The sequence below is a fragment of the Paenibacillus sp. VTT E-133291 genome (assembly GCF_002264395.1).
Taxonomy (GTDB): domain Bacteria; phylum Bacillota; class Bacilli; order Paenibacillales; family Paenibacillaceae; genus Paenibacillus_AQ; species Paenibacillus_AQ nitricinens.
In genome coordinates this window covers 12,478-31,464 of the sequence record NZ_NFVA01000078.1, presented here as the reverse complement: position 1 = coordinate 31,464, position 18,987 = coordinate 12,478, and the positions used below count along the sequence as shown (strand labels likewise).

The 18,987-nt window shown below is 40.6% G+C and carries 20 protein-coding genes and 2 pseudogenes; 4 read left to right on the top strand and 18 right to left on the bottom strand.

Translation table 11 applies throughout. From position 1 onward, the window contains the following. Window positions 1–174: 174 nt before the first annotated feature. From CA598_RS24460 to CA598_RS24435, 5 genes and pseudogenes are all read right to left on the bottom strand, one after another. A complete protein-coding gene (locus tag CA598_RS24460; protein ID WP_373455846.1) occupies window positions 175–519 on the bottom strand; it encodes a DUF6262 family protein in 345 nt (114 codons plus the stop codon). A gap of 230 nt (window positions 520–749) precedes the next feature. Beyond that, window positions 750–1,579, bottom strand: a pseudogene (locus CA598_RS24450) (tyrosine-type recombinase/integrase). Between the two features lie 286 nt (window positions 1,580–1,865). Beyond that, a complete protein-coding gene (locus CA598_RS24445) occupies window positions 1,866–2,543 on the bottom strand; it encodes a stalk domain-containing protein (protein ID WP_094878203.1) in 678 nt (225 codons plus the stop codon). A 427-nt stretch (window positions 2,544–2,970) separates the two neighbouring features. Next, the gene (locus CA598_RS24440; RefSeq protein ID WP_094878202.1) at window positions 2,971–4,410 is read right to left on the bottom strand and encodes a DUF4179 domain-containing protein; all 1,440 of its coding nucleotides are present in this window, start codon (window positions 4,408–4,410) and stop codon (window positions 2,971–2,973) included. Next, window positions 4,397–4,933: an RNA polymerase sigma factor gene (locus CA598_RS24435; protein WP_094869147.1), complete on the bottom strand. Its 537-nt coding sequence runs from the start codon at window positions 4,931–4,933 to the stop codon at window positions 4,397–4,399. The genes CA598_RS24440 and CA598_RS24435 overlap by 14 nt, the downstream gene beginning before the upstream one ends. 306 nt (window positions 4,934–5,239) lie before the next feature. On the opposite strand from CA598_RS24435, the pseudogene CA598_RS32760 reads away from it, so the two are divergent. Then, a pseudogene (locus CA598_RS32760) lies at window positions 5,240–5,416 on the top strand (Tn3 family transposase); the annotation flags it as partial. Between the two features lie 202 nt (window positions 5,417–5,618). On the opposite strand, the gene CA598_RS24425 reads toward CA598_RS32760, so the two are convergent. After that, complete coding sequence (locus CA598_RS24425) at window positions 5,619–6,590, bottom strand: helix-turn-helix transcriptional regulator (protein ID WP_094878201.1); 972 nt, start codon at window positions 6,588–6,590, stop codon at window positions 5,619–5,621. Window positions 6,591–6,700: 110 nt separating this feature from the next. On the opposite strand from CA598_RS24425, the gene CA598_RS24420 reads away from it, so the two are divergent. Further along, window positions 6,701–7,636 carry a Gfo/Idh/MocA family protein gene (locus tag CA598_RS24420; RefSeq protein ID WP_094878200.1) on the top strand — a complete coding sequence of 312 codons (936 nt, stop codon included), beginning with the start codon at window positions 6,701–6,703 and terminating at the stop codon, window positions 7,634–7,636. A 261-nt stretch (window positions 7,637–7,897) separates the two neighbouring features. Here the strand turns inward: CA598_RS24420 and CA598_RS24415 are convergent, their stop codons facing one another. From CA598_RS24415 to CA598_RS24405, 4 genes are all read right to left on the bottom strand, one after another. Then, entirely contained in the window at window positions 7,898–8,377 is a 480-nt protein-coding gene (locus CA598_RS24415; protein ID WP_094869149.1) for a flavodoxin domain-containing protein, read from the bottom strand. A gap of 40 nt (window positions 8,378–8,417) precedes the next feature. Then, entirely contained in the window at window positions 8,418–9,056 is a 639-nt protein-coding gene (locus CA598_RS24410) for a TetR/AcrR family transcriptional regulator (RefSeq protein ID WP_094878199.1), read from the bottom strand. 186 nt (window positions 9,057–9,242) lie between these two features. Next, complete coding sequence (locus CA598_RS32755; protein ID WP_218832623.1) at window positions 9,243–9,344, bottom strand: YjcZ family sporulation protein; 102 nt, start codon at window positions 9,342–9,344, stop codon at window positions 9,243–9,245. Between the two features lie 218 nt (window positions 9,345–9,562). Then, the gene (locus tag CA598_RS24405) at window positions 9,563–10,072 is read right to left on the bottom strand and encodes a GNAT family N-acetyltransferase (protein WP_094878198.1); all 510 of its coding nucleotides are present in this window, start codon (window positions 10,070–10,072) and stop codon (window positions 9,563–9,565) included. Window positions 10,073–10,236: 164 nt separating this feature from the next. Here CA598_RS24405 and xerS point away from each other — a divergent pair, with 164 nt between their 5' ends. Further along, on the top strand, window positions 10,237–11,319 hold the full coding sequence (xerS, locus tag CA598_RS24400; protein WP_060623783.1) for a tyrosine recombinase XerS: 1,083 nt from the start codon (window positions 10,237–10,239) through the stop codon (window positions 11,317–11,319). A gap of 232 nt (window positions 11,320–11,551) precedes the next feature. On the opposite strand, the gene CA598_RS24395 is transcribed toward xerS, so the two are convergent. The 8 genes from CA598_RS24395 to CA598_RS24360 all read right to left on the bottom strand — a co-directional run bounded on the left by CA598_RS24395 (window position 11,552) and on the right by CA598_RS24360 (window position 17,886). After that, window positions 11,552–12,814, bottom strand: coding sequence for a molybdopterin molybdotransferase MoeA (locus CA598_RS24395; RefSeq protein WP_094878197.1), 1,263 nt, complete (start codon window positions 12,812–12,814; stop codon window positions 11,552–11,554). A gap of 171 nt (window positions 12,815–12,985) precedes the next feature. Then, window positions 12,986–13,492 carry a DUF4178 domain-containing protein gene (locus CA598_RS24390; protein WP_094869153.1) on the bottom strand — a complete coding sequence of 169 codons (507 nt, stop codon included), beginning with the start codon at window positions 13,490–13,492 and terminating at the stop codon, window positions 12,986–12,988. Window positions 13,493–13,506: 14 nt separating this feature from the next. Further along, the gene (locus CA598_RS24385) at window positions 13,507–13,911 is read right to left on the bottom strand and encodes a DUF350 domain-containing protein (RefSeq protein WP_094878196.1); all 405 of its coding nucleotides are present in this window, start codon (window positions 13,909–13,911) and stop codon (window positions 13,507–13,509) included. Between the two features lie 122 nt (window positions 13,912–14,033). Further along, the gene (locus CA598_RS24380; RefSeq protein ID WP_094878195.1) at window positions 14,034–14,702 is read right to left on the bottom strand and encodes a PspA/IM30 family protein; all 669 of its coding nucleotides are present in this window, start codon (window positions 14,700–14,702) and stop codon (window positions 14,034–14,036) included. Window positions 14,703–14,772: 70 nt separating this feature from the next. Further along, a complete protein-coding gene (gene lpdD, locus CA598_RS24375) occupies window positions 14,773–15,111 on the bottom strand; it encodes a prenylated flavin chaperone LpdD (RefSeq protein ID WP_256990628.1) in 339 nt (112 codons plus the stop codon). A 23-nt stretch (window positions 15,112–15,134) separates the two neighbouring features. Then, entirely contained in the window at window positions 15,135–16,067 is a 933-nt protein-coding gene (locus tag CA598_RS24370) for a dihydroorotate dehydrogenase (protein WP_094878194.1), read from the bottom strand. Then, window positions 16,060–16,764, bottom strand: coding sequence for a dihydroorotate dehydrogenase electron transfer subunit (locus CA598_RS24365; RefSeq protein WP_094878193.1), 705 nt, complete (start codon window positions 16,762–16,764; stop codon window positions 16,060–16,062). The genes CA598_RS24370 and CA598_RS24365 overlap by 8 nt, the downstream gene beginning before the upstream one ends. An 87-nt stretch (window positions 16,765–16,851) precedes the next feature. Continuing rightward, the gene (locus CA598_RS24360; RefSeq protein ID WP_094878192.1) at window positions 16,852–17,886 is read right to left on the bottom strand and encodes an NADH:flavin oxidoreductase/NADH oxidase; all 1,035 of its coding nucleotides are present in this window, start codon (window positions 17,884–17,886) and stop codon (window positions 16,852–16,854) included. A 186-nt stretch (window positions 17,887–18,072) separates the two neighbouring features. Here CA598_RS24360 and CA598_RS24355 point away from each other — a divergent pair, with 186 nt between their 5' ends. Further along, window positions 18,073–18,954, top strand: coding sequence for a polysaccharide deacetylase family protein (locus CA598_RS24355; protein ID WP_256990626.1), 882 nt, complete (start codon window positions 18,073–18,075; stop codon window positions 18,952–18,954). Window positions 18,955–18,987 lie beyond the last annotated feature (33 nt).

The following is an 18,987-nucleotide window of genomic DNA, read 5'->3' as shown; positions in this document are numbered from 1 at the left end:
GTATTGGTCCTAAAATTGCTGCAACCATTTAAAATATATTTACATATTATACCGTATATAATCTTATGTATAGAAATTATTGAGCTAATTTACCCAAGAACTGAACATGCAACCCATTATGGAATATTACATTATCCTGCCCGTTAGTTGAATAGGGCGGCAACATACATTCTTTCAAATCCTCTGATAAACCTCCGCATATGAAAAATCAAGTTGTTCTCGTAATTTTTTATTTTCATCTTCGAGCTTCTTCATCTTACGTTTTAGCGAAGCAATGATGGCGTCCTTATTGTTTTCATCCATTTCTCGCTTGATTTGTTTTGGTGTTGGCACTTGAGCTTGCTGCTGACGAAGCGATTCAATGCGTCCACGTATCTCAGGATTATTATAGAGAGTTGCTTTGCTTACGCCAGCATCCGTTGCCACACTATTAAAATTGATGCTCTCTTTGGCTTTTACAAGTCGCCTAATTGACTCATCCACTCTTTGTATGGTCTTCAAGATTAACCCATGGGTTATTAAATTCGAATCGAATATTTCTATTTGATCGATTATATTTGTCTCGTTGATCCCGAAAGTTAGCTATTGAACCAATTACATCTACACTCCAAGTATTTTCAGTCATGAAATAGAGGTTCTCTATTTTGTGAAACGATACGGACCCATCATCATGAACTAATCGCTCTTGATAGCTGGAGATCTCTTGTTCAAGCCGATTATAATTCAACCTATCCGCTTTCATATGTTTTTTATTCTGTAACATCACTGTCAGTTACCTCCTTTGATTGTATATTGCCAAGCTGAAATGCATGTTGAGCTTTCTCCCAATTCTCACGTATATCTTCTTCCGATGGATGGACATACATGTTCATAGTTGTTTGAATATTTGCATGCCCTAATCGTTCTTGCACTTGCTTGATGTCTTTCGTTTGACGGTAGTATATTGTTGCATGCGTGTGCCGCAGCAAGTGAGGGTGGATGTGCATCCCTGTTTTCTTACACAGTACTTTAAATAAGGCGCGAACATCACGGTCATTCATCGGTTGTCCAACACGGTTTCCCCGCAGTTTAACAAATACGAAACTCGTATCGATATCATGATCTTCAATCACGTTTTATAGGTAGTCGTCGTATAAATCCATAAGTCCCTGCGAAACATACAATTCCCGTTCACCTGTCTTACCAGTTTACCTACATATCGTTTTGGTCTCTTGAATACGGAAAAAGTAATCATATAGGCTTGTTACCACTGTGATTATAAGATTCACTGATTTTTCTGTTCTTTTCGCTTCAATCTGTTGTAATGGGTAACTTTTCCACTTTCAAACGGATTACGCAACCACCCTACAAAGTCAGCAAGATCCTTAACTCCTACTTCTTTGTAATCTATCTTCCGCTCTTCAAGATAAGTGAAATACTGTTTTAATGCATAGCAATAAGTCTTCAGTGTATTGTTGCTTTTACCTGTCTGATCCAGGTATTTTAAATAATTCATCACAGGAACAACTGGAACACCTACCGCATCCAACAGCAAATATCTCTTTTTATTTTCATTAAGAATTACTTCTTGTACTCTCACAACAACACCCTCAACGAAAGCTTTTATCCTCAATATATTAAATAATTTATACTAAGATTTAAAGCCTAAGTTAATATTTCTATTTACGTTACTACAATTAATCGAGTCTAATACTTTATTTTCTTCTGACACTCCGACGACACAAACCCTGTAAGCCTGTCCACGTATAACGGAGGATGGATTTAAATCTCTTCAATGCAAAAGAACGAGAAAAAATCTAATATAATCTCACGTGAAAATAAGCCCACTACGCCTATACCGGCATTGTGGGCTTCACTGCTTAATCTTATTTGTAAATTGAAGTATCCAGCGGAATAATGAACCCGCCGTCAACAGCTTGTATCACATTTATTGCGATGTTCTTTACTCCAGAAATATCTACCTCAATCGTCTGGAGATCACTATTTGGCGAGATCTTCTCTACTTTTTTAAGGAGCACATTCTTGTCATTATCCCTAATTTCAAGAGACTCCACTTCCTTACCGACTGCAGCGAATTGCAGAACAAGCTTCTGATATTTGCCGTTAGGGCTGAGCGCGGTATATTTAATATTGGAATTAGGTGCGCTGTACAGAACTTCCTTATAATTCTTGCCACCGTATTTGGTCAGTGCAGGGTCCTTGGTATGCAGACTGGTGTTGAAATCCTCCTGGTTCACGGGAACGCCTGCCTGCTGTTCGCCAATAATCACCTCTTTGGCTGTTCCGTCATAATTCACCGGAACATCCAGCAGCTCAGAAACAGATCGTACCGGAAGATACGTAGTTCCATTATAAGTGATGGGAAGCACCACTTTGCCATTGCCATCTTTGAGAGGGGTAATCTCCCCGTTCACTCTGATTTTTAAATCTCCGTTTAACAACGCTTTAATTTCTTGGAGATGCGAGCTCGCGAAAGCACCTGTGCCCATGCCCACTAAAAGTATCATGGTACCGCATAAAGTCGTAACAAGCTTCTTCTTCATTTCTGTTTTCCTCCTCTTGGGATTTCTTCAAATCCAGAAAATCCGGAAACAACGGTTATTTGAGAGATATTCTCTCTGAAAGATGACGCTACATGTGGGATAGTCTCAGCATTTTTGGAGTTGAAGATTTTACCACATTATATCATAAAGCCCAATGCTTCTTTTCTATTTTTCCCTTATTCTGCATAAATTGAATTTATCAGTACAACGTATACAGATTGTCTATCGATTCAGATAAGATATGATAAGTAATCCAACTCGAATTATTAACGTGTCCACTTACTCAACGTAGCCACATTGGATGTTGAGATCCTCCACTTTACTAGATGTTAAAATAAACCTTTGATTTGCAGCCCATCTCTTTTGGGTCACTACAATGATGTGACCGTGCATCAAAAAGAATCAGGAGCTGACATTATTTATCTTGTTATTTAACCGGTATTCGAGTGCCATTTATAATTATTGCTTTAACTTTGGTAATATCTAAAGGCGCTTTCGTATCCCAACTTGAATTGAAGGTATGTTTATCAGGGTTTTGGCTTCCTCCACCACCTTCCAATGGGATAATACCGTCTACTGTTTCAATTTCAAGTAGCATATCACTGACCATGAAATTCTCACCTTTATAGGTACCGATTACTTGTAATCCTAAAGGACTGAGGGTTATATATTCAAAAAGATGACCTTCAACTGAAATATCATTTTTCCAAGTACGTAATTTGGCAGTAGTATCACTTGAATTTGCCGCCACCTTCCAGTTGCCTTCAACCCCAGAATAAACGGAACCAGTATAATAAAGAGTGTATTTACTAAGATTTTCGCAGCTTACAGGAAATACAAATTCTTCATATTTATACTTAGCGTCATCATAATCGTTTTTTTCAAGATCAAGAAGGTTATTTTTCTTATCACTGAGAAATACCAAACTATAATCATTGGAGATTAAATTACCGTCTGGACCCTTTAGAGAAAGCATGGCATCACTAGGACCAAACTCTTTGTTAAAAATTTTCCCTGTCTGCACATGCAATTTTCCATCTATAATACCGATATTTGAAACCCATTGATCTTTTTCACCATGGGGCATGGAAGCATAATCGCCTGGCATAAGTGCCTCTGTTAATGAACTAAGGTTACTTGGTAAATTACTCCCCCCAAAAATCTGTGCTTTTTCAACAGGAATCGTTTCTACATCTTCAATTCCTGTAAGGGATACGGAAATGGGTTCGTCTTCATAGGCTTTTTCGTTAAAATAAATAAGGAAACTGCCAAGCTCCAACGGATCTGTTAATGGTGTGTCTGGATCAGCCGTTATATTAAACTCATAATAAATGGTATTCGTATCTTTATTAAAATTAAGCATTTTTTGTTTCCATGACATGCGGGCTGATAAACTTTCGTCTCCACTTTTGGCTCCCTCGTTTGTTGGTGAATGTATTTTTACAGTGAATCCGTCTCTAAAATCAGTTTGTTCCGTTAATCGGTTTTGACCTGTTCTATCCTGAAGAGATAGGTATATAATCGCTCTATTATCATATTTCTGTGCACCGATAACCTCCATGCGAATTCCTTCGTCCTCACTATAGACTCCTACTGGTTCAACAATCTTACCAAAATCAGGATTAAATCTCTTTATGAACCAATCAAAATCCCCTAAAGATGAAGCAGTTGCACTAGTAACTAATACGAACGATATCGCAATAGCTGCAATTGTTGACCTTGTCCACCGTTTGCGGTGTCTAGCAGGCATGTCAGTACTACCTTCATACAATCGGCTTTTAACCTGTTCTGCAAGTTTACTTGAATCAACCGTAATTTGGGAAAACATTTCATGTATATGTTTTTCGTCCATATCAAATTTGCCCATAGTTAGACTCCTTTCTACCATATGCAATATTAAAATATTTAACTATTTTATCTTTGGCCCGTTGATATTGTTTGCGTAATGCAGCTGGAGAACTTCCTGTAAGCTGAGATAGTTCCTCGTAACTCTGCCCATCCATAATCCGCCCATATAACAAGGCACGTTCCATAGGTTTAAGCTTCTGTAACGCACGAAGCATCTCATCACTCAAACCTTTATCTTTCTCTGGTAAAACTACTTCACTGCGAATATCATGAAAATAATGGATCTTACGCTTTTTTAGTTGATTTAAGCAGCGATTATATGTAATTTTGTACAACCATGCGGATAGGTTATTGCCATCAAAAATATTCCGATTTTGATAGGCTGAAAGAAAGACTTCTTGTACAATATTTTCTGCTTCATGATAATCACATAGAATCGCCGTTGCATAGCGAAGGAGTTTTTCACCATAGAGATTGATTATCTCTTCCAGTTCATCTTCTCCGCCATTAACAAACCTTCTTCCAATATCTATTTCCTCCATAAGCTCACCTCCTTTTATTTATCAGTCGACTGCACCCCTATAACATTTCAAAGAGCTGTTTTGTGACATAATTTTTAATTTATCCGATATTTTGAAAGTGGATAATACAAGTCGATTGTCACCACCAAGGGATAGCCAGCCCATTTCGGGTACACTAAAAATAGCCAACCCTTTGATGGTAAAGGGGTTAGCTATTAAGTTTGAATGTTGATTTATTAACATATTGAACATTTTGTTAAACTAATAGATTTTTACTTCCGTTTGCTTTCTATATAATGAAGCCCTTGACACATTTGTAATTTCACAAATGCAGATGCAAACCCACATTACGGTACTGGAAAAGGAGCTACTATCTATCGATTTACGAGTGATCAATTCTCTTCTTACTACACAAAAATTATTCATACTAAATCAAGAGATGCAATTCATGTTTTGGATGGTTTACTGCACCATGAGACGGATCTAAACATAGAAGATCATTATCAAAATTATTTACAATAGATAAAGCAAGTGAGTAACCAAAATTAGAAGCAATTTACGTGGATAAATAAATACAAAGGTCATTGAAGAAAAAAGAGACATTAGTTAACATATTTTTAATTATGTAAACTTAATGACTGAGCTATTTACATTTTTAAGGAGCGGGACCGTTTCATTGCAGACTCTGCGATAAAACGGTCCCTTTTCAAACGAAATTATGATAATTATAAATCCCCTGTAGCAAATTCACCTGAGCCTTCACATATTGTCTCAGTTTCAAAGGTTCCACAATCTCGGATTGACCAAGTATCCCCCAAACATTTGTACATGCACTATCATAGCTAAACATATTTACAGTAAGGGTTATTTGATCTCCTTCCTCTACCCTGTTCATGATCTCCAGTCCGTGTATAGAAGCCTCTCGGCTCTTATTCGTTCTAATCAATACCGGATATATCTCTTCCTCTTTACAAGTTTGCTTAAATCCCCTCTCCTGCTGCTTCCAGTGCCCTTCTAAAGAGAAGTCCTGAGGGATAGCATACTCTTCGTCTATACGCTGCGTAGAGGCGATTCGCTCACATTTAAACGTACGAATTTGTTCGACTTCTTCACAGTAGGCTATAAGATACCACTCTTCTTTTTTCACAACTAGACCATAGGGCAGTATTTTCCTGATCGAAATGACTCCATTAATCTTGTGGTATTCAATCTGTAGTTTCTTGGATCTCCAAACAGCAGTTCGAATCGATTCCAGACATGGAATCTCTAAGCGTTCTGTCCACCAAGGCGTATCATCAAAATAAAAACGTCTTTGTGCCTTCTGGATATCATTTTGATAGGAAGCGGGTAATGATTTTTCTAATTTCAAGAGGGTTGCCTTTAGCTTTAATCCGGAATCTGTATGTCCACTAGTATGAATCCCCATTCCTGTTAGAAATAGATTGATTACATCTTCCCCATGAAGCTGATTTAGGTTAACAGTATACCCCTCCATCAAGGAGATGCCACCATTCGGTCCCGGCGTGGATAACAGTGGTATTCCAGCTTCAGCAAGTACGTCAATGTCTCTATAGATAGAACGTACGGAAGTTTCCAAGGCTTCAGCTAAGTCATTGGCCTTCATCTTCCCTCTTGATTCCACTAATAATAAAATCGCTATCAAACGATGCAAGCGCATGGGGAGCCTCCAAGTTTTTCTTTTTTATAGTATACATCATAATTCTTGCCAAGCTGTTGTCAACAATAGAAGGTTATGATTAGTTCATTACATTAAAGGAGCTGATACACATGAATATAGGCATATTGGGAACTGGATTCGGAGCTTATCATGCGCAGTTATGGACGGCGATGGATCGAGTAGACAAAGTAATTATCTTTGGTCGGAACGAAGCTAAGCTGCAGAAGCTAAAACAAGCTTTAGGCGTTGAGATAACTACTCATATTGACGATATTATGCTCGATTCCACCATCGATGTAATTGACATCTGTTTGCCCTCTAATTTACATAGGCAATATGCTGTCGATGCGCTTATGCATGGGAAACATGTATTCTGTGAGACACCCGTTTGCTTCAACCTAGAAGATGCCCTTGCGATGAAAGAAGCCGAACAATTGTATGATTCGCGAATTCTCGTCAACCAGTTTATTAAATTCGATCCTGCGTTCAAATATCTTTATGAAACGACTCATAATGAGAAATATGGAAAGCTTTTATCTCTCACCTTAAAAAGAGAAACGCCTCCCTTGTGGGGTGACCTCGGTCTACACGCTATCGCTACAAAGCTTATGATTCACGAATTGGATTTTGTGACCTGGATGCTGGGGTCTATAGAACCGAACTTCGTTTGGGGAACTGATGGTGGTAAAAGTGATCAAGCCATAGTACGCGCTGTTTTTCAACAATCTAATAGGTACGCAGAGATCATTGTGTCTTCACAGATGCCGGCCACTTATCCTTTTTCGGTAGGTTATGAGGCATATTTTGAACAGGGTAAACTTGTCTATCAAGAGAGTGACAACATGAATGGAGCTGTTGAAAGCTCATTAATTGAATATACCGCTGCAGGTAAACTAGATCTTTTGTTAGAACCAGCTAATCCCTATCAAAAAAGTTTGGAGTATGCACTCCAATGTCTAATCGAGGATAGTTCATCAATAATTGAGTTAGATAATGCCATACAAGCTATAGAACTAGCTATTTGTATTGAAAAAAATCTTGTATAAATGTATGAGGAAGTGTAGTACCCTTTTTCCAGTGGTTTTGTTAATAGGGTGATTATGTGTTGCAGTGTAGATGTATAGTGCATAAGGTATGATCAGGATTTTGATTTTTCTATTGTGAATTTTTCATATGATGAAATCACAGAATTATATTTATAAGTACGCACTCTCTGAACTTATAATGATTGCTATCAGAGATAAGAATTAGTTAACATAATCATACTTATGTTAACTAATTCTAGGGAGTCTATTTTCCACACTCATTCACCGCTTCATTATCGCAAGTGCAAAACGCTCTATCGTCTCTTTCGATAATCCATTTACACTCTTGTTTTTCCCTTTTACCACTCGCAGAACCATTCGATCTAATACAGTCATCTTCTCTTCGTAAATCTCATCTCCGAACACTTCTTTTGTAACTGATTGGTTATACAACCCCTCTGGAAATGAAGATTTCAATTCCTGTGTGGCTTGCTCCCCCTTCGCTCCTGCACAAATAAACAATCCAACGCGCTTCTTACCTAATTCATTTTGATATTTTGAAGCAAATTCCATCATTTGTTTTTGTATTTTCCCAAAATAAATAGATCCACCTAAGATGACAATATCATATGGCTCTAGTGTAGGTTCTTTGGCATGCATTAAATTAACTACTTCAGTCTCATCGCCCAACTGATGTTTCAATAAATAGGCAGCTTTCTCTGTACAACCATATTTAGAAGTATACACAATGATAGTCTTCATTCTAATCGCTACCTCCCTACTCTCTGATCTTCCTACTGTGTTAAAGGCTCATGTATATCCCTGTTGCTATTGAAACCATTGAATTCAAATAACAAGAAATCAGTGCTTCGACCTGTTCTTCAGGCAAATCCTTTTCCACAATCAAACGCATAATTAATCCGAACGCAGCGCTCCATATCACTTGAGCAGTAAGCTCTATTGAAGAGTCTTTATGGAGTTCTTTCGATTCGAACCTAGATAGACATTGACAGAGCATACCAATCGCTTTACGCTCCTGTGCAGCTCCCTTAAATAAAACAGCTGTGTAACTAAGGACAGCCGGTGTATCGTTCAGCATTACATTACGGTATTCTACACTTGTAGACAGGGTCATCCTGATCCATTGCTCAAGTGATTGTCTCAAAAGCATCTCTGGTGGCAGCTCATGCTCTGCCTTTCGTTGTACAGACTGAAGCCCGTCAACCATATCTGTATATTTCTGTTGCAAATATCTCACTACAATTTCATCTTTCCCCTGAAAGTAATGATAAATAATTCCTGGAGAATACTCGATTCTCTCTGCAATTTTGCGGATGGATAGTTTGTCAATACCCTCCTCAGATATCAACGAAGCCGCAGCCTGTAATATCCTTTTCTTCATTTCCTCACGTTCACGCAATTGCCGTTGTTCTTTAGTCATCTTGACGTCTCCTTATAATTTGAACATCGTTTAATCATTGAACACTGTAAATATATTATGGTATACAGTTATTTTCTATATAGTAAGTCACAGGCAAATCCTCCACCCTTTAATCACATACACAGGCATAAAAAAATCCGCCAGTCTAAATCGACTGGCGGAAACCTTATTCATGAAGTTAAAGGATTACAGACAAAGAGTTTTTGTGATGATAACCAACAGGATAAACAGAACCAAGATAGCTCCTGTGTTAGTAAATCCACCGTATCCTCCTGCGAATTCGCCCATTTTAACTCCTCCTTTGTAATTGAGTACATCATAAGATATGCTAAATCCCCATCTCTGCTTGGGTATTTTGAACAAAAATAACCCAACAATCCCGTTGAGGTTGTGGGTTATTCATTATTAGTTAACATAATATTTATTACGTAAACAAAATATGTGTAAATCTCTTGAACGGTAAAATAAGCATTGATTTTGATGACTACAATATCGCTATTTCCCATTCAAATATTAACCCTATTATTATTTAATGTATTGAAGTATTGACTCGGATTTCCTTGTGGCGGGTTAAAACGCTCTTTAAATTCTCCATTGGTGTACTCTCCAATCACTCTATGCCAGAAATTACGGGCAGGCGTATTCGCGCGTACCTGTGACACCTTCCAGTCGCCTGGGTACATATCAAATAATTTATGCGCGGCCCAGGTCCCCACGCCGCTCCGTCGATATTTTTGCATTACAAAAAACTCAGTCATATAAAACTGTCCTTCGGGATTACGCAACAACCGTTCTACAAGTGCAAAACCAGCAATATGCCCGTCCACTTTAAACAAATAAGCGAACTTATTGTTGCCACTACTCCAAAAAGATTCTAGTCCCGGATACGAAGGATATATCCCATCTTGGTCTACATCAAGCTCCAAATAACGGGTGAAATCATATAGGTAAAACTGCATTAATTTGCTTATCGTCTGTTTCCGCTCTCTGGGAACCAGCTCCATTCCAAGTTCCATTAGGTGCACCTCTGACATTTATGTTTACTTCACATCATATAACTTAGTTGATTCAGGAGCAAGGTCATCGCTTGTGATTAGCTTTGATCTAAGCCTATTGGAGAACAAAACATGATAAGATAGAAGGAAGAAATGATATGAAAACTATGGAAAAGGTGAATCACATGAGCGTTCAAAAGAACGATGACCGTAAAAAACTGGATCTAAAGCTACCTCTCATGCCTTGGTTCGTTCAGCAGTTTATTGACTATAAGCGACCTGATCTATCCCCATCCACCCTTCTGGAGTATATTCGGGACTATGAGTCCTTTTTCGGATGGCTGCGTGCTGAAGGTCTCTCACAGGCCAGCTCCAACACAGAGATCACATTGCTTGAATTAGAAACCCTGCACATGGATAGTATTGTTGGATACCGCCTGCACCTCACTACCCGAGCTGAGGGAACCAATACACGTGTAACCGTGTCCCGTAAGCTGTCCGCATTACGCTCTTTATTTCATTATTTAAGTCAGATCGCTGAGGACGAGAACTTCTATCCATTGCTTAAGCGTAACATTATGGCCAAGGTTGAAGTAAAACGAACGCATAAACCTAAGGACACTGCTGCTAAATTAAAGGGCAAGATTCTAGAGGATGAGGAACTGCTGGAATTCGTGGGGTACATTTTCGAAGGATATGGACGAGATGTTGAAGGTAACAAGCAGGCCTTTTACTCCTTTCAATTAAATCGTGAACGCGATGCCTGTATTGCCAGCTTAATTCTGAATTCTGGTCTTCGTGTATCCGAAGTAGTCAATCTAAACGTGGATGATCTGGATGTTAACAACAAGCTGATTTATGTCACCCGAAAAGGGAACAATGATGAAACCTTCAAAACCCCTGTTTATTTTCGAGAACAAGCTAAAGATGATTTAGCTCTTTATTTAAGCCTTCGTCAATCCCGTTATAAAACACCAAAGAGGGAAAAAGCTTTATTTATCGCTTTGCCCAATGGACGGCAAGAAGGCAAACGCATGACCAAAAGAGCCATTCAAGAAATGATTATTAAATATGCAAAACGCTTTGGTAAGCCCTATCTAACGGTACATAAGCTTCGTCACTCTTTTGCAACAGACTATTACCTGCAAAACGATATTTATAAAACGAAAGAACAGCTCGGGCATGCTTCGACAGAAACAACCGAGATCTATGCTCATCTCACGGACAAAACGATGTCTGAGGCGATTGAACGCCGTTTGGATAGTTGATTTTTTTTGCAAAAAGCCGGCCATACCCTATCCGAATTTTATGGAAAAGGTGTGGCCGGCTCTCTTTTTACATGGTTTAGAAAGACTGATCAGAGTAGCATTATGTTGAATTATTGGCTTTTCTATTGTGAATTTTTCATATGTTGAAATGTTATAAATAATATCGCTGGCATATTAGATAATTAGCTACTCCCGTCCAATTGTTAATATCATAGAGCATTTTACCTTTATCCTATCCGCGTATTTCTCCCGGAAGCTTGATAATAGTCACTTTAGCACCCTCAGATAAGCCTCGTTCCTCTGGTGGAACAACAATCAGACAATCACTATCCTTGATCGTGACCATCACGGAAGATTCGTCTATCGCTGCTGGAATGGCATAAAGGCTGCCTTCACGGATCTCTAATCGCGCTCTAACAAATCGGGTAAAGTCATTCACTCTGTTATAATCTGCACCGAGTGTGGCGCTCCATTCTGGTAAGAAAGGCTGTGATGCACACTGTATTAATCTGATAACCGGACGTGCGAACAATTGAAAACCAACGAAACAAGCACCTGGATTACCTGATAGAGCTAACAGCAGCTTACCGCCTCTAACAGCAGCAGTGGTTACACTCCCCGGACGCATCGTCACTTTGTTAAATAGCATATCTCCACTCTGTTCACGAACCAAATCGCCCATAATATCATAATCTCCTACCGATACTCCACCCGTAGTGATTACAAAATCATAGGTTTCCAGCGCCATCTGTACTTTACTTCGAGCCAGCTCCAGATCATCCACAATAGATCCCAGCATCACGGGCTCACCACCTGCCTCCTTGACTAAAGCTTCAAGCATGGGTGAGTTGCTGTTTCGAATTTTGCCAGGCTGTAGTGGTTCATGTACCTCTAGCAGCTCTGTTCCTGTCGCAAAGATAGCTACCTTAGGCCGACGAAAGACTTTCACTGTATGTATGCCAAACGCCGCCAGAACAGCTATATCCCCCGCAGAGATTAATCGCCCCGCTGGCAGCACTAGCTCACCAGAGCTTAACTCCAGCCCCATTGTTGTGATATTAGACTTCGCTTCCTGCTTCTTTCGAATACCTACGTAAGTCTTTCCTTCCTCCTCACGTGTCTCCGTTACTTCCAGCATAACCACAGTATCTGCCCCTGACGGCACTTGTGCTCCAGTCATTATCCTTGCTGCTGTTCCCGAAGTGATGTCTACCGATGCCACAGCGCCACATGGAATATTGTCTACCATTTCTAACCATACGACTTGTCCATTTACACAGTGGTTTGTATCTGCTGCAATAATTGCATATCCATCCATGCTAGAGCGGTTAAACGCGGGGAAAGGATGTGGCGCAATCACTTCCTCGGCCAAATAACGTCCACAGACCTGATTCAATGAGACCTCCTGTGACTCTAGCGGATTAGCAAATTTGATTATTTTGGCCTGTGCCTCTTTTACTTGAAGCGCTGTTCTCCGAAATTTATGATCCTTCATACCTTACCTCCGCTCTAAATCATCTGTTTTTGCAGTACAATAGGTACTATTTTAACATGAGCCAACCAGAAGTAAAATGAATAGCAGAACTGCAAAATCCTTTATCTATTTCATCACAAAGTTGTACAAAAAAAGATGCGGTCATAAGACCACATCTCCTACAACTCAATTCTAGGATGCTCTGATAACCTTTACATCTCCAGGAATTACTTTTTCTCCTTCATAAAGCATAAAGCGTCCATGTTGCCATTCCACACGCAGGAGTCTAGAGTCATCTGACTGATATTGCCACACATGCTGCTCTCCGCCATTCATAAAAGGGGTTTGACCAGCTACAGCGACATATCCGTCATATTCTTCCTCCAGAAAATAAGTATAATCGTCCAGTTCAAGTGTTGTTGGAACTTCAGCAGGATTATCTAATCGCCCATCGATTGGTTTATACAAACCATATTGCAGCTGTTCCCGCTCCTCAATATGCAAATAGGCAATTTGACTACCATCTCTTAATGTCAGTACTACCGCATTTCGTCCACGATTATGGGTCCTGCCGGTTACCTCGTAGGTAACGAGCGATACTTCACAGATGTCTCCGGGAGACAAATTAAGCATACTTTTCTGAACTTCCTGAGCTGCTGGTTTGGAGAAAAGATTACCTATACGTTTCCATATACTCAACTTGATCGTTCCCCCTACATAAATGCAGAAATAATTAAAGCTCCCGTAATTTGCAGTGAGCCTGATAATAAGCCGTACCCGATTTTGCCAAGCTGTGTACCATGATCCAGATCCAGATTCCCCCATTTAGCCAAGAGGAGACGGACCGTTCTTTCCAATATAAGCAAAAGAAAAAAAGATACAATCGAGATCAGCAAAGCATCTAGCAGACTGTTAGAAGCAGCTATCGATGATGATAAAATGAATGCCTGTGCCAATAGCTTCATTACAAAACGTGTAGTAACTGCCATATTTCCAGCCTTTAACTCTTCTAAATCATTGTATCGAGTGAAAAGTGAATCTACGAACATCAGCACAAACAGCAACACCGCGCCGCTCACTGTCCACACGACCATGGACACCAGGATATGGAAATCCATTCTATAGCCCCCGCTTATTCATTTTGCATGCTGTCATAAGCATAGATAAAGCGAAGAGGAAACGATAGTCCTGTCTCCCCTTCGCCTGTGAACATCAGCCGTGAAACGGCTAAGATCAAATGTTATTGCTTCTCGTATTGTTTCATCAGAGCAGCCAATTCATCTTCTACTGCTTGATCTTTGTTCAACTTCTCGAACTCATCATCAAGTGATTTGTTGCCCGAGCTCATCTCGTTGCTGGCTTCGGCTTGAGCTTCTGCTTGCAGCATTTTGTCTTCCATACGTTTCAGGCCAGCAGATGCGGAATCAGAGCTGAAACCGCTCATTGCTTTATTAATTTCAGTTTGAGCTTTGGCAGCATTATAACGAGCAACCAAGGTTTCGCGTTTGTTTTTCATCTGAGTAAGCTGCTTGCGCATTTCGTCCAGCTTCCCGCGAAGATTATCCGCAGATGCTTTATTCTGGTCGAAGCTTGCTTTATATTCTACCAGTTTAGCTTCAGCAGCCTTCTTTTCTTCCAGAGCACGGCGAGCAAGGTCAACATTACCAGCTTGAGCTGCAGCATGTGCCTGTTGCGTACGTTTGTTAACAAGCGCTTCCTGCTCTTCATACAGCTGCTTGAACTTCTTCTCAATAGCGATTTGAGCCGCTACTGCTTTTTCTGCATCTTCCAAATCTTCGGTCATATCACGAATGTACTGATCCGTCATTTTAATCGGGTCTTCTGCTTTGTCAATAATCGCATTCACGTTAGACATTGTTAAATCGCGCAATCTTTTAAATATAGACATGGTTTCATTCCTCCAAAAGATAATTTAAAAACTCACTTGATATCTTTTACGCAGAATTGCCAATTCCGTTTCAAATTTGTTGCGCTAAATATTGATTAACTTTATTATTTACTATCTCTACTACCTTCATAATGCCTTCTTTCGAAAGATCGTCGTAATGAATCCCCATCACAACTGTGACGGTCCTATTTAGAGCCTTAGCTACCCTGATCGCAATATCTTCACTTATCGTATGCTCTTTATGATGAGGAACGGCAGAGGTCTGCACTTCTACCCGCTCTCCATTCAAATACGCAGTACTTGCCGCTCCAATATGACTAACACCACCACTGATTACGAGTAAGAGATCCCGTCCGACTGGCGTCGCCGTCAGCCCAATATCCTCAGGGTTAATCTTGTTTGAAGTCAATAGTATCTCCTCACTACTCCACTTTATATAATGCCACGTATTTCATCTAAGGATTGAATATTCTCTTGAACCATGAATTGCTCAAGTTCTTCAACAAGCTGGCTGCCTGCTCTCAAATTCATAAAATTGTAGGTTCCGACTTGGATTACCGAAGCACCTGCCATAATAAATTCAATAATATCAGTAGCTGTGGTGATGCCCCCCATTCCGATTACTGGAATAGATATGTTCTGTGCGACTTGATGCACCATACGCAAAGCAACTGGTTTAATCGCTGGTCCGGACAATCCGGCATATAAGTTATTAAATACACTACTTCTCCGTCGCACATCGATCTTCATCCCGGAAATGGTGTTAATCAGCGAGACAGCATCTGCTCCCTCTTCCTCACACATTTGAGCCATCTCAACGATATTTTCAGCACCTGGAGACAGCTTTACCGCAAGTGGTAGCTTAGTGGCACGCCTAACAGCTTGTACTACCTTTTGCGCTTCTGAAGTCTTGATTCCAAATGCAATTCCGCCCTCTTTTACATTTGGACAGGAAATATTCAACTCAATCATATCAACAGCTGGTTTACCTGCGCTTGATCGAAGATCTGCATCACGCTGGATCATTTCTGCTCCAAGTACGTAATCCTCAAGCGTTCCGCCCCCAAGATTCACCAAACGGGCTGTATCGAGTGTTTCCCAATAAGGGCATTCTTTTTCCAAAAACGCGGATACCCCCGGATTCTCCAATCCAACACTATTCAACATACCAGAGGCTGTCTCGTATACTCGAGTGCCAGGGTTACCTGCTTTGGGATGGAGGGTGAGCCCCTTCCCTGAGATTCCACCTAACGAGGAAACATCATACAGCTTTCCATATTCACGACCAAAGCCGAAGGTTCCTGAAGCCATTACAATTGGATTCTTAAAATGAACGCCTGCAATTGTTGTGCTCATCTTAGTCATGGAAAATCACCTCCTCAGAAAGGAACACGGGTCCGTCTGCACAGGCTTTTCGCTGACCATCACGACAAGAAACACTACAAACAAGACAGGCTCCAATACCGCAAGCCATTCGATTCTCTAGAGAGAGATAAACTTTTGTATTGCTACCCGCCTCTTCAGCCGCTAACCCTTTAAGCTGTGCAGCCTTAAGCATAGGATGTGGGCCGCAGACGAAAACATGCTCATAATGACTAAAATCCACACGATCCAAAATAAATCCGCCTACATCTACTGTAAGCTCGGCTGCTAATGGACGAAAAGCTTCTGTCCGGTAAGCTTCGCGACTAAAACCTAGAAAGATATCACTACTAGGCAGCTGCTTTGCACAATAATATAGCGGCGCTATTCCGATTCCACCACCAATAAGCGCAACCTTGCCTTCCACCTGTGGGAATCCCGTGCCAAAAGGCCCTTCAAGCTCCACTGAGTCACCAGGAGTCAACCGTGAAAATATTTCAGTGCCTTCCCCCACTACGTGATATAAGAATTCAACACTATCTTCTTTTACTTCATGTATACTTAACGGTCTGGAAAGGATCGGATAAGCACCCCATGCCCGTAACATGTAGAATTGACCCATTTCACCGCCGCTATTCGTTTCAACTTTAAGGTGGTACACTCCGTCAGTTAGCCGATCGTTACTTAAAACCATCCCCACGTTATCAAGCTCCTTCAAATTTTATCTTTATTAAGATTGCCTTAGAAGGAGCATAAAATCTGTGACAAACTTCACATTCAAAGCGAGCTATCTCTTTTTCCAGATCCCACGTTCATAAGGTTTGGGTATATTACGTACGCCTCCAAGTGCCTCTTCCGCATGTAAAGCCCAATAGGGATCGCTCAACATCCCACGGCCAACGGCTATCAGCTCTGCCCGTTCTTCTGCGACGATGGACTGTGCCTCAGTAAAGGATTCAAGCCGCCCCACTGCAATTACAGGCACTTGTAATTCACTACGGATAAACTCTGCCAGATCCACTTGATAAGCAGGGCCTGCACCCGGCCCTCCATTTGAACCTATAGGACCTTCACCTCCAGAAGAAACATGGAACAGATCCACTCCAGCATTCTTGTACCGTCGGCAAATATCCAGAGCGTATTCAGCATCATATCCACCCTTTACATATTCCTTCGCAGATATTCTCATTATCAATGGCATGTCCACAGGAACCACTTCTCGGACTGCTTTAACTATCTGTTCTCCGAACAACGCAGGATCTTGTCCATATTCATCATCTCTGGTATTCGTCAATGGAGAATGAAACTGGTGAATTAAATAACCATGTGCACCATGAATTTCGACCGTGTCAAATCCTGCATCCACAGCTCTGCGTGTACCTTCACGGAAAGCCTCAATCAACGCTAAAATTCCCTTCTTAGAAAGAGCTTGTGGCGTTTTGGAATTAGCATCAAAGGGAATGGCTGATGGAGCCACCGGCGGCTCAGCATCGACTGCTTTACGTCCCGCATGTCCTAATTGAACAGCGATCTTTGATCCATATGCATGTACACTATCTGTGATTCTACGATAAGCCTCAATTTGCGAATCATTCCAGATTCCTGTATCTCGATTAGTGATTCTACCATCTGGATGAACGCCAGTCATTTCCACGATAATAAATCCTGTACCGCCAATAGCACGGCTTACATAATGAACATAATGCCAATCATTAGGGATGCCATCCCCTTTATCCACCGAATACTGACACATAGGCGGCATGACAATACGATTTTTCAACGATAATCCCTTCAATTCATACGGTGCAAACAAATCAGACATTCATGTCTCCATCCCTTCCGTAATCTATAATGGGTTCGGGAATTCCCCGTTCTATTAGTATACATGCATTGGAACCTTCAAGAAATCTTAACGCAAACTGTATGGTCAACAGCATAAATCTACCCAGCTATGGGGATAACAATTAAGAATATGACGGTGATCAGGTTGTAAAGGAGGCAGATGGGGATGTATTTTCAACGGAGAGGTCAGAAACTGCTCGTAATATTAGGAACAATCATAACTATGCTATTTCCAACCTATTCTTCAGAGGTTGCGTCAGCATCCGTGCAGAGTCAGAAGATTCCACAAGAACAAACACCAAGTATACCCGTTTCAGAGGAAGATACGGCCATTTCAGCAGGTAGCGCTGCTACAAATAGTTCGACGCTTAACAGCACTAAAAACGCTAAAGGTCTTACATTAAGTCAGCTGTTACACAAATACCCAGAGACTTTTAAGACTAGTGGACCTCGGAATAAAGTCATAGCACTTACTTTTGATGATGTTCCTGATCCAAGATTCACCCCCCAATTGCTAAACGTCCTAAAAAAATATAATGTCAAAGCAACCTTCTTTGTGGTGGGAAGCAGAGCAAAAAAACATCCGGCTTTGGTGAAAAGAATGATTAGAGAAGGACATGCGATTGGAAATCATTCGTATAATCATCCTCAGTTTGTGAAGCTTGCGATGAATGATTTTCAATCACAAATCATAAAAACCGAGGATATTATACAAACCTTGGCCGGATATAAACCACGACTAATACGCCCACCCTATGGGGATATCAGTGAACAGCAGCTAAAATGGGCGAAAAGCCATGGCTATACGCTCGTGAATTGGAATGTGGACTCATTGGATTGGAAAGGACTTTCCAAAAACCAAGTCAGAAATAATATTCTGGCCCATATTGGAAGAGGAGCGATTATTCTTCAGCACGGTGGAGGTGGTCCAGGTAGTCATCTACAAGGAACGATTCAGGCTTTACCTGAAGTAATCACGATTATGCGCAAGCGGGGCTATACTTTCGTTACCGTTCCTCAATTACTACAGGTGTCCAAAAGTAAATAAAACACCCACAAATATATATTTTCTATACTTAAA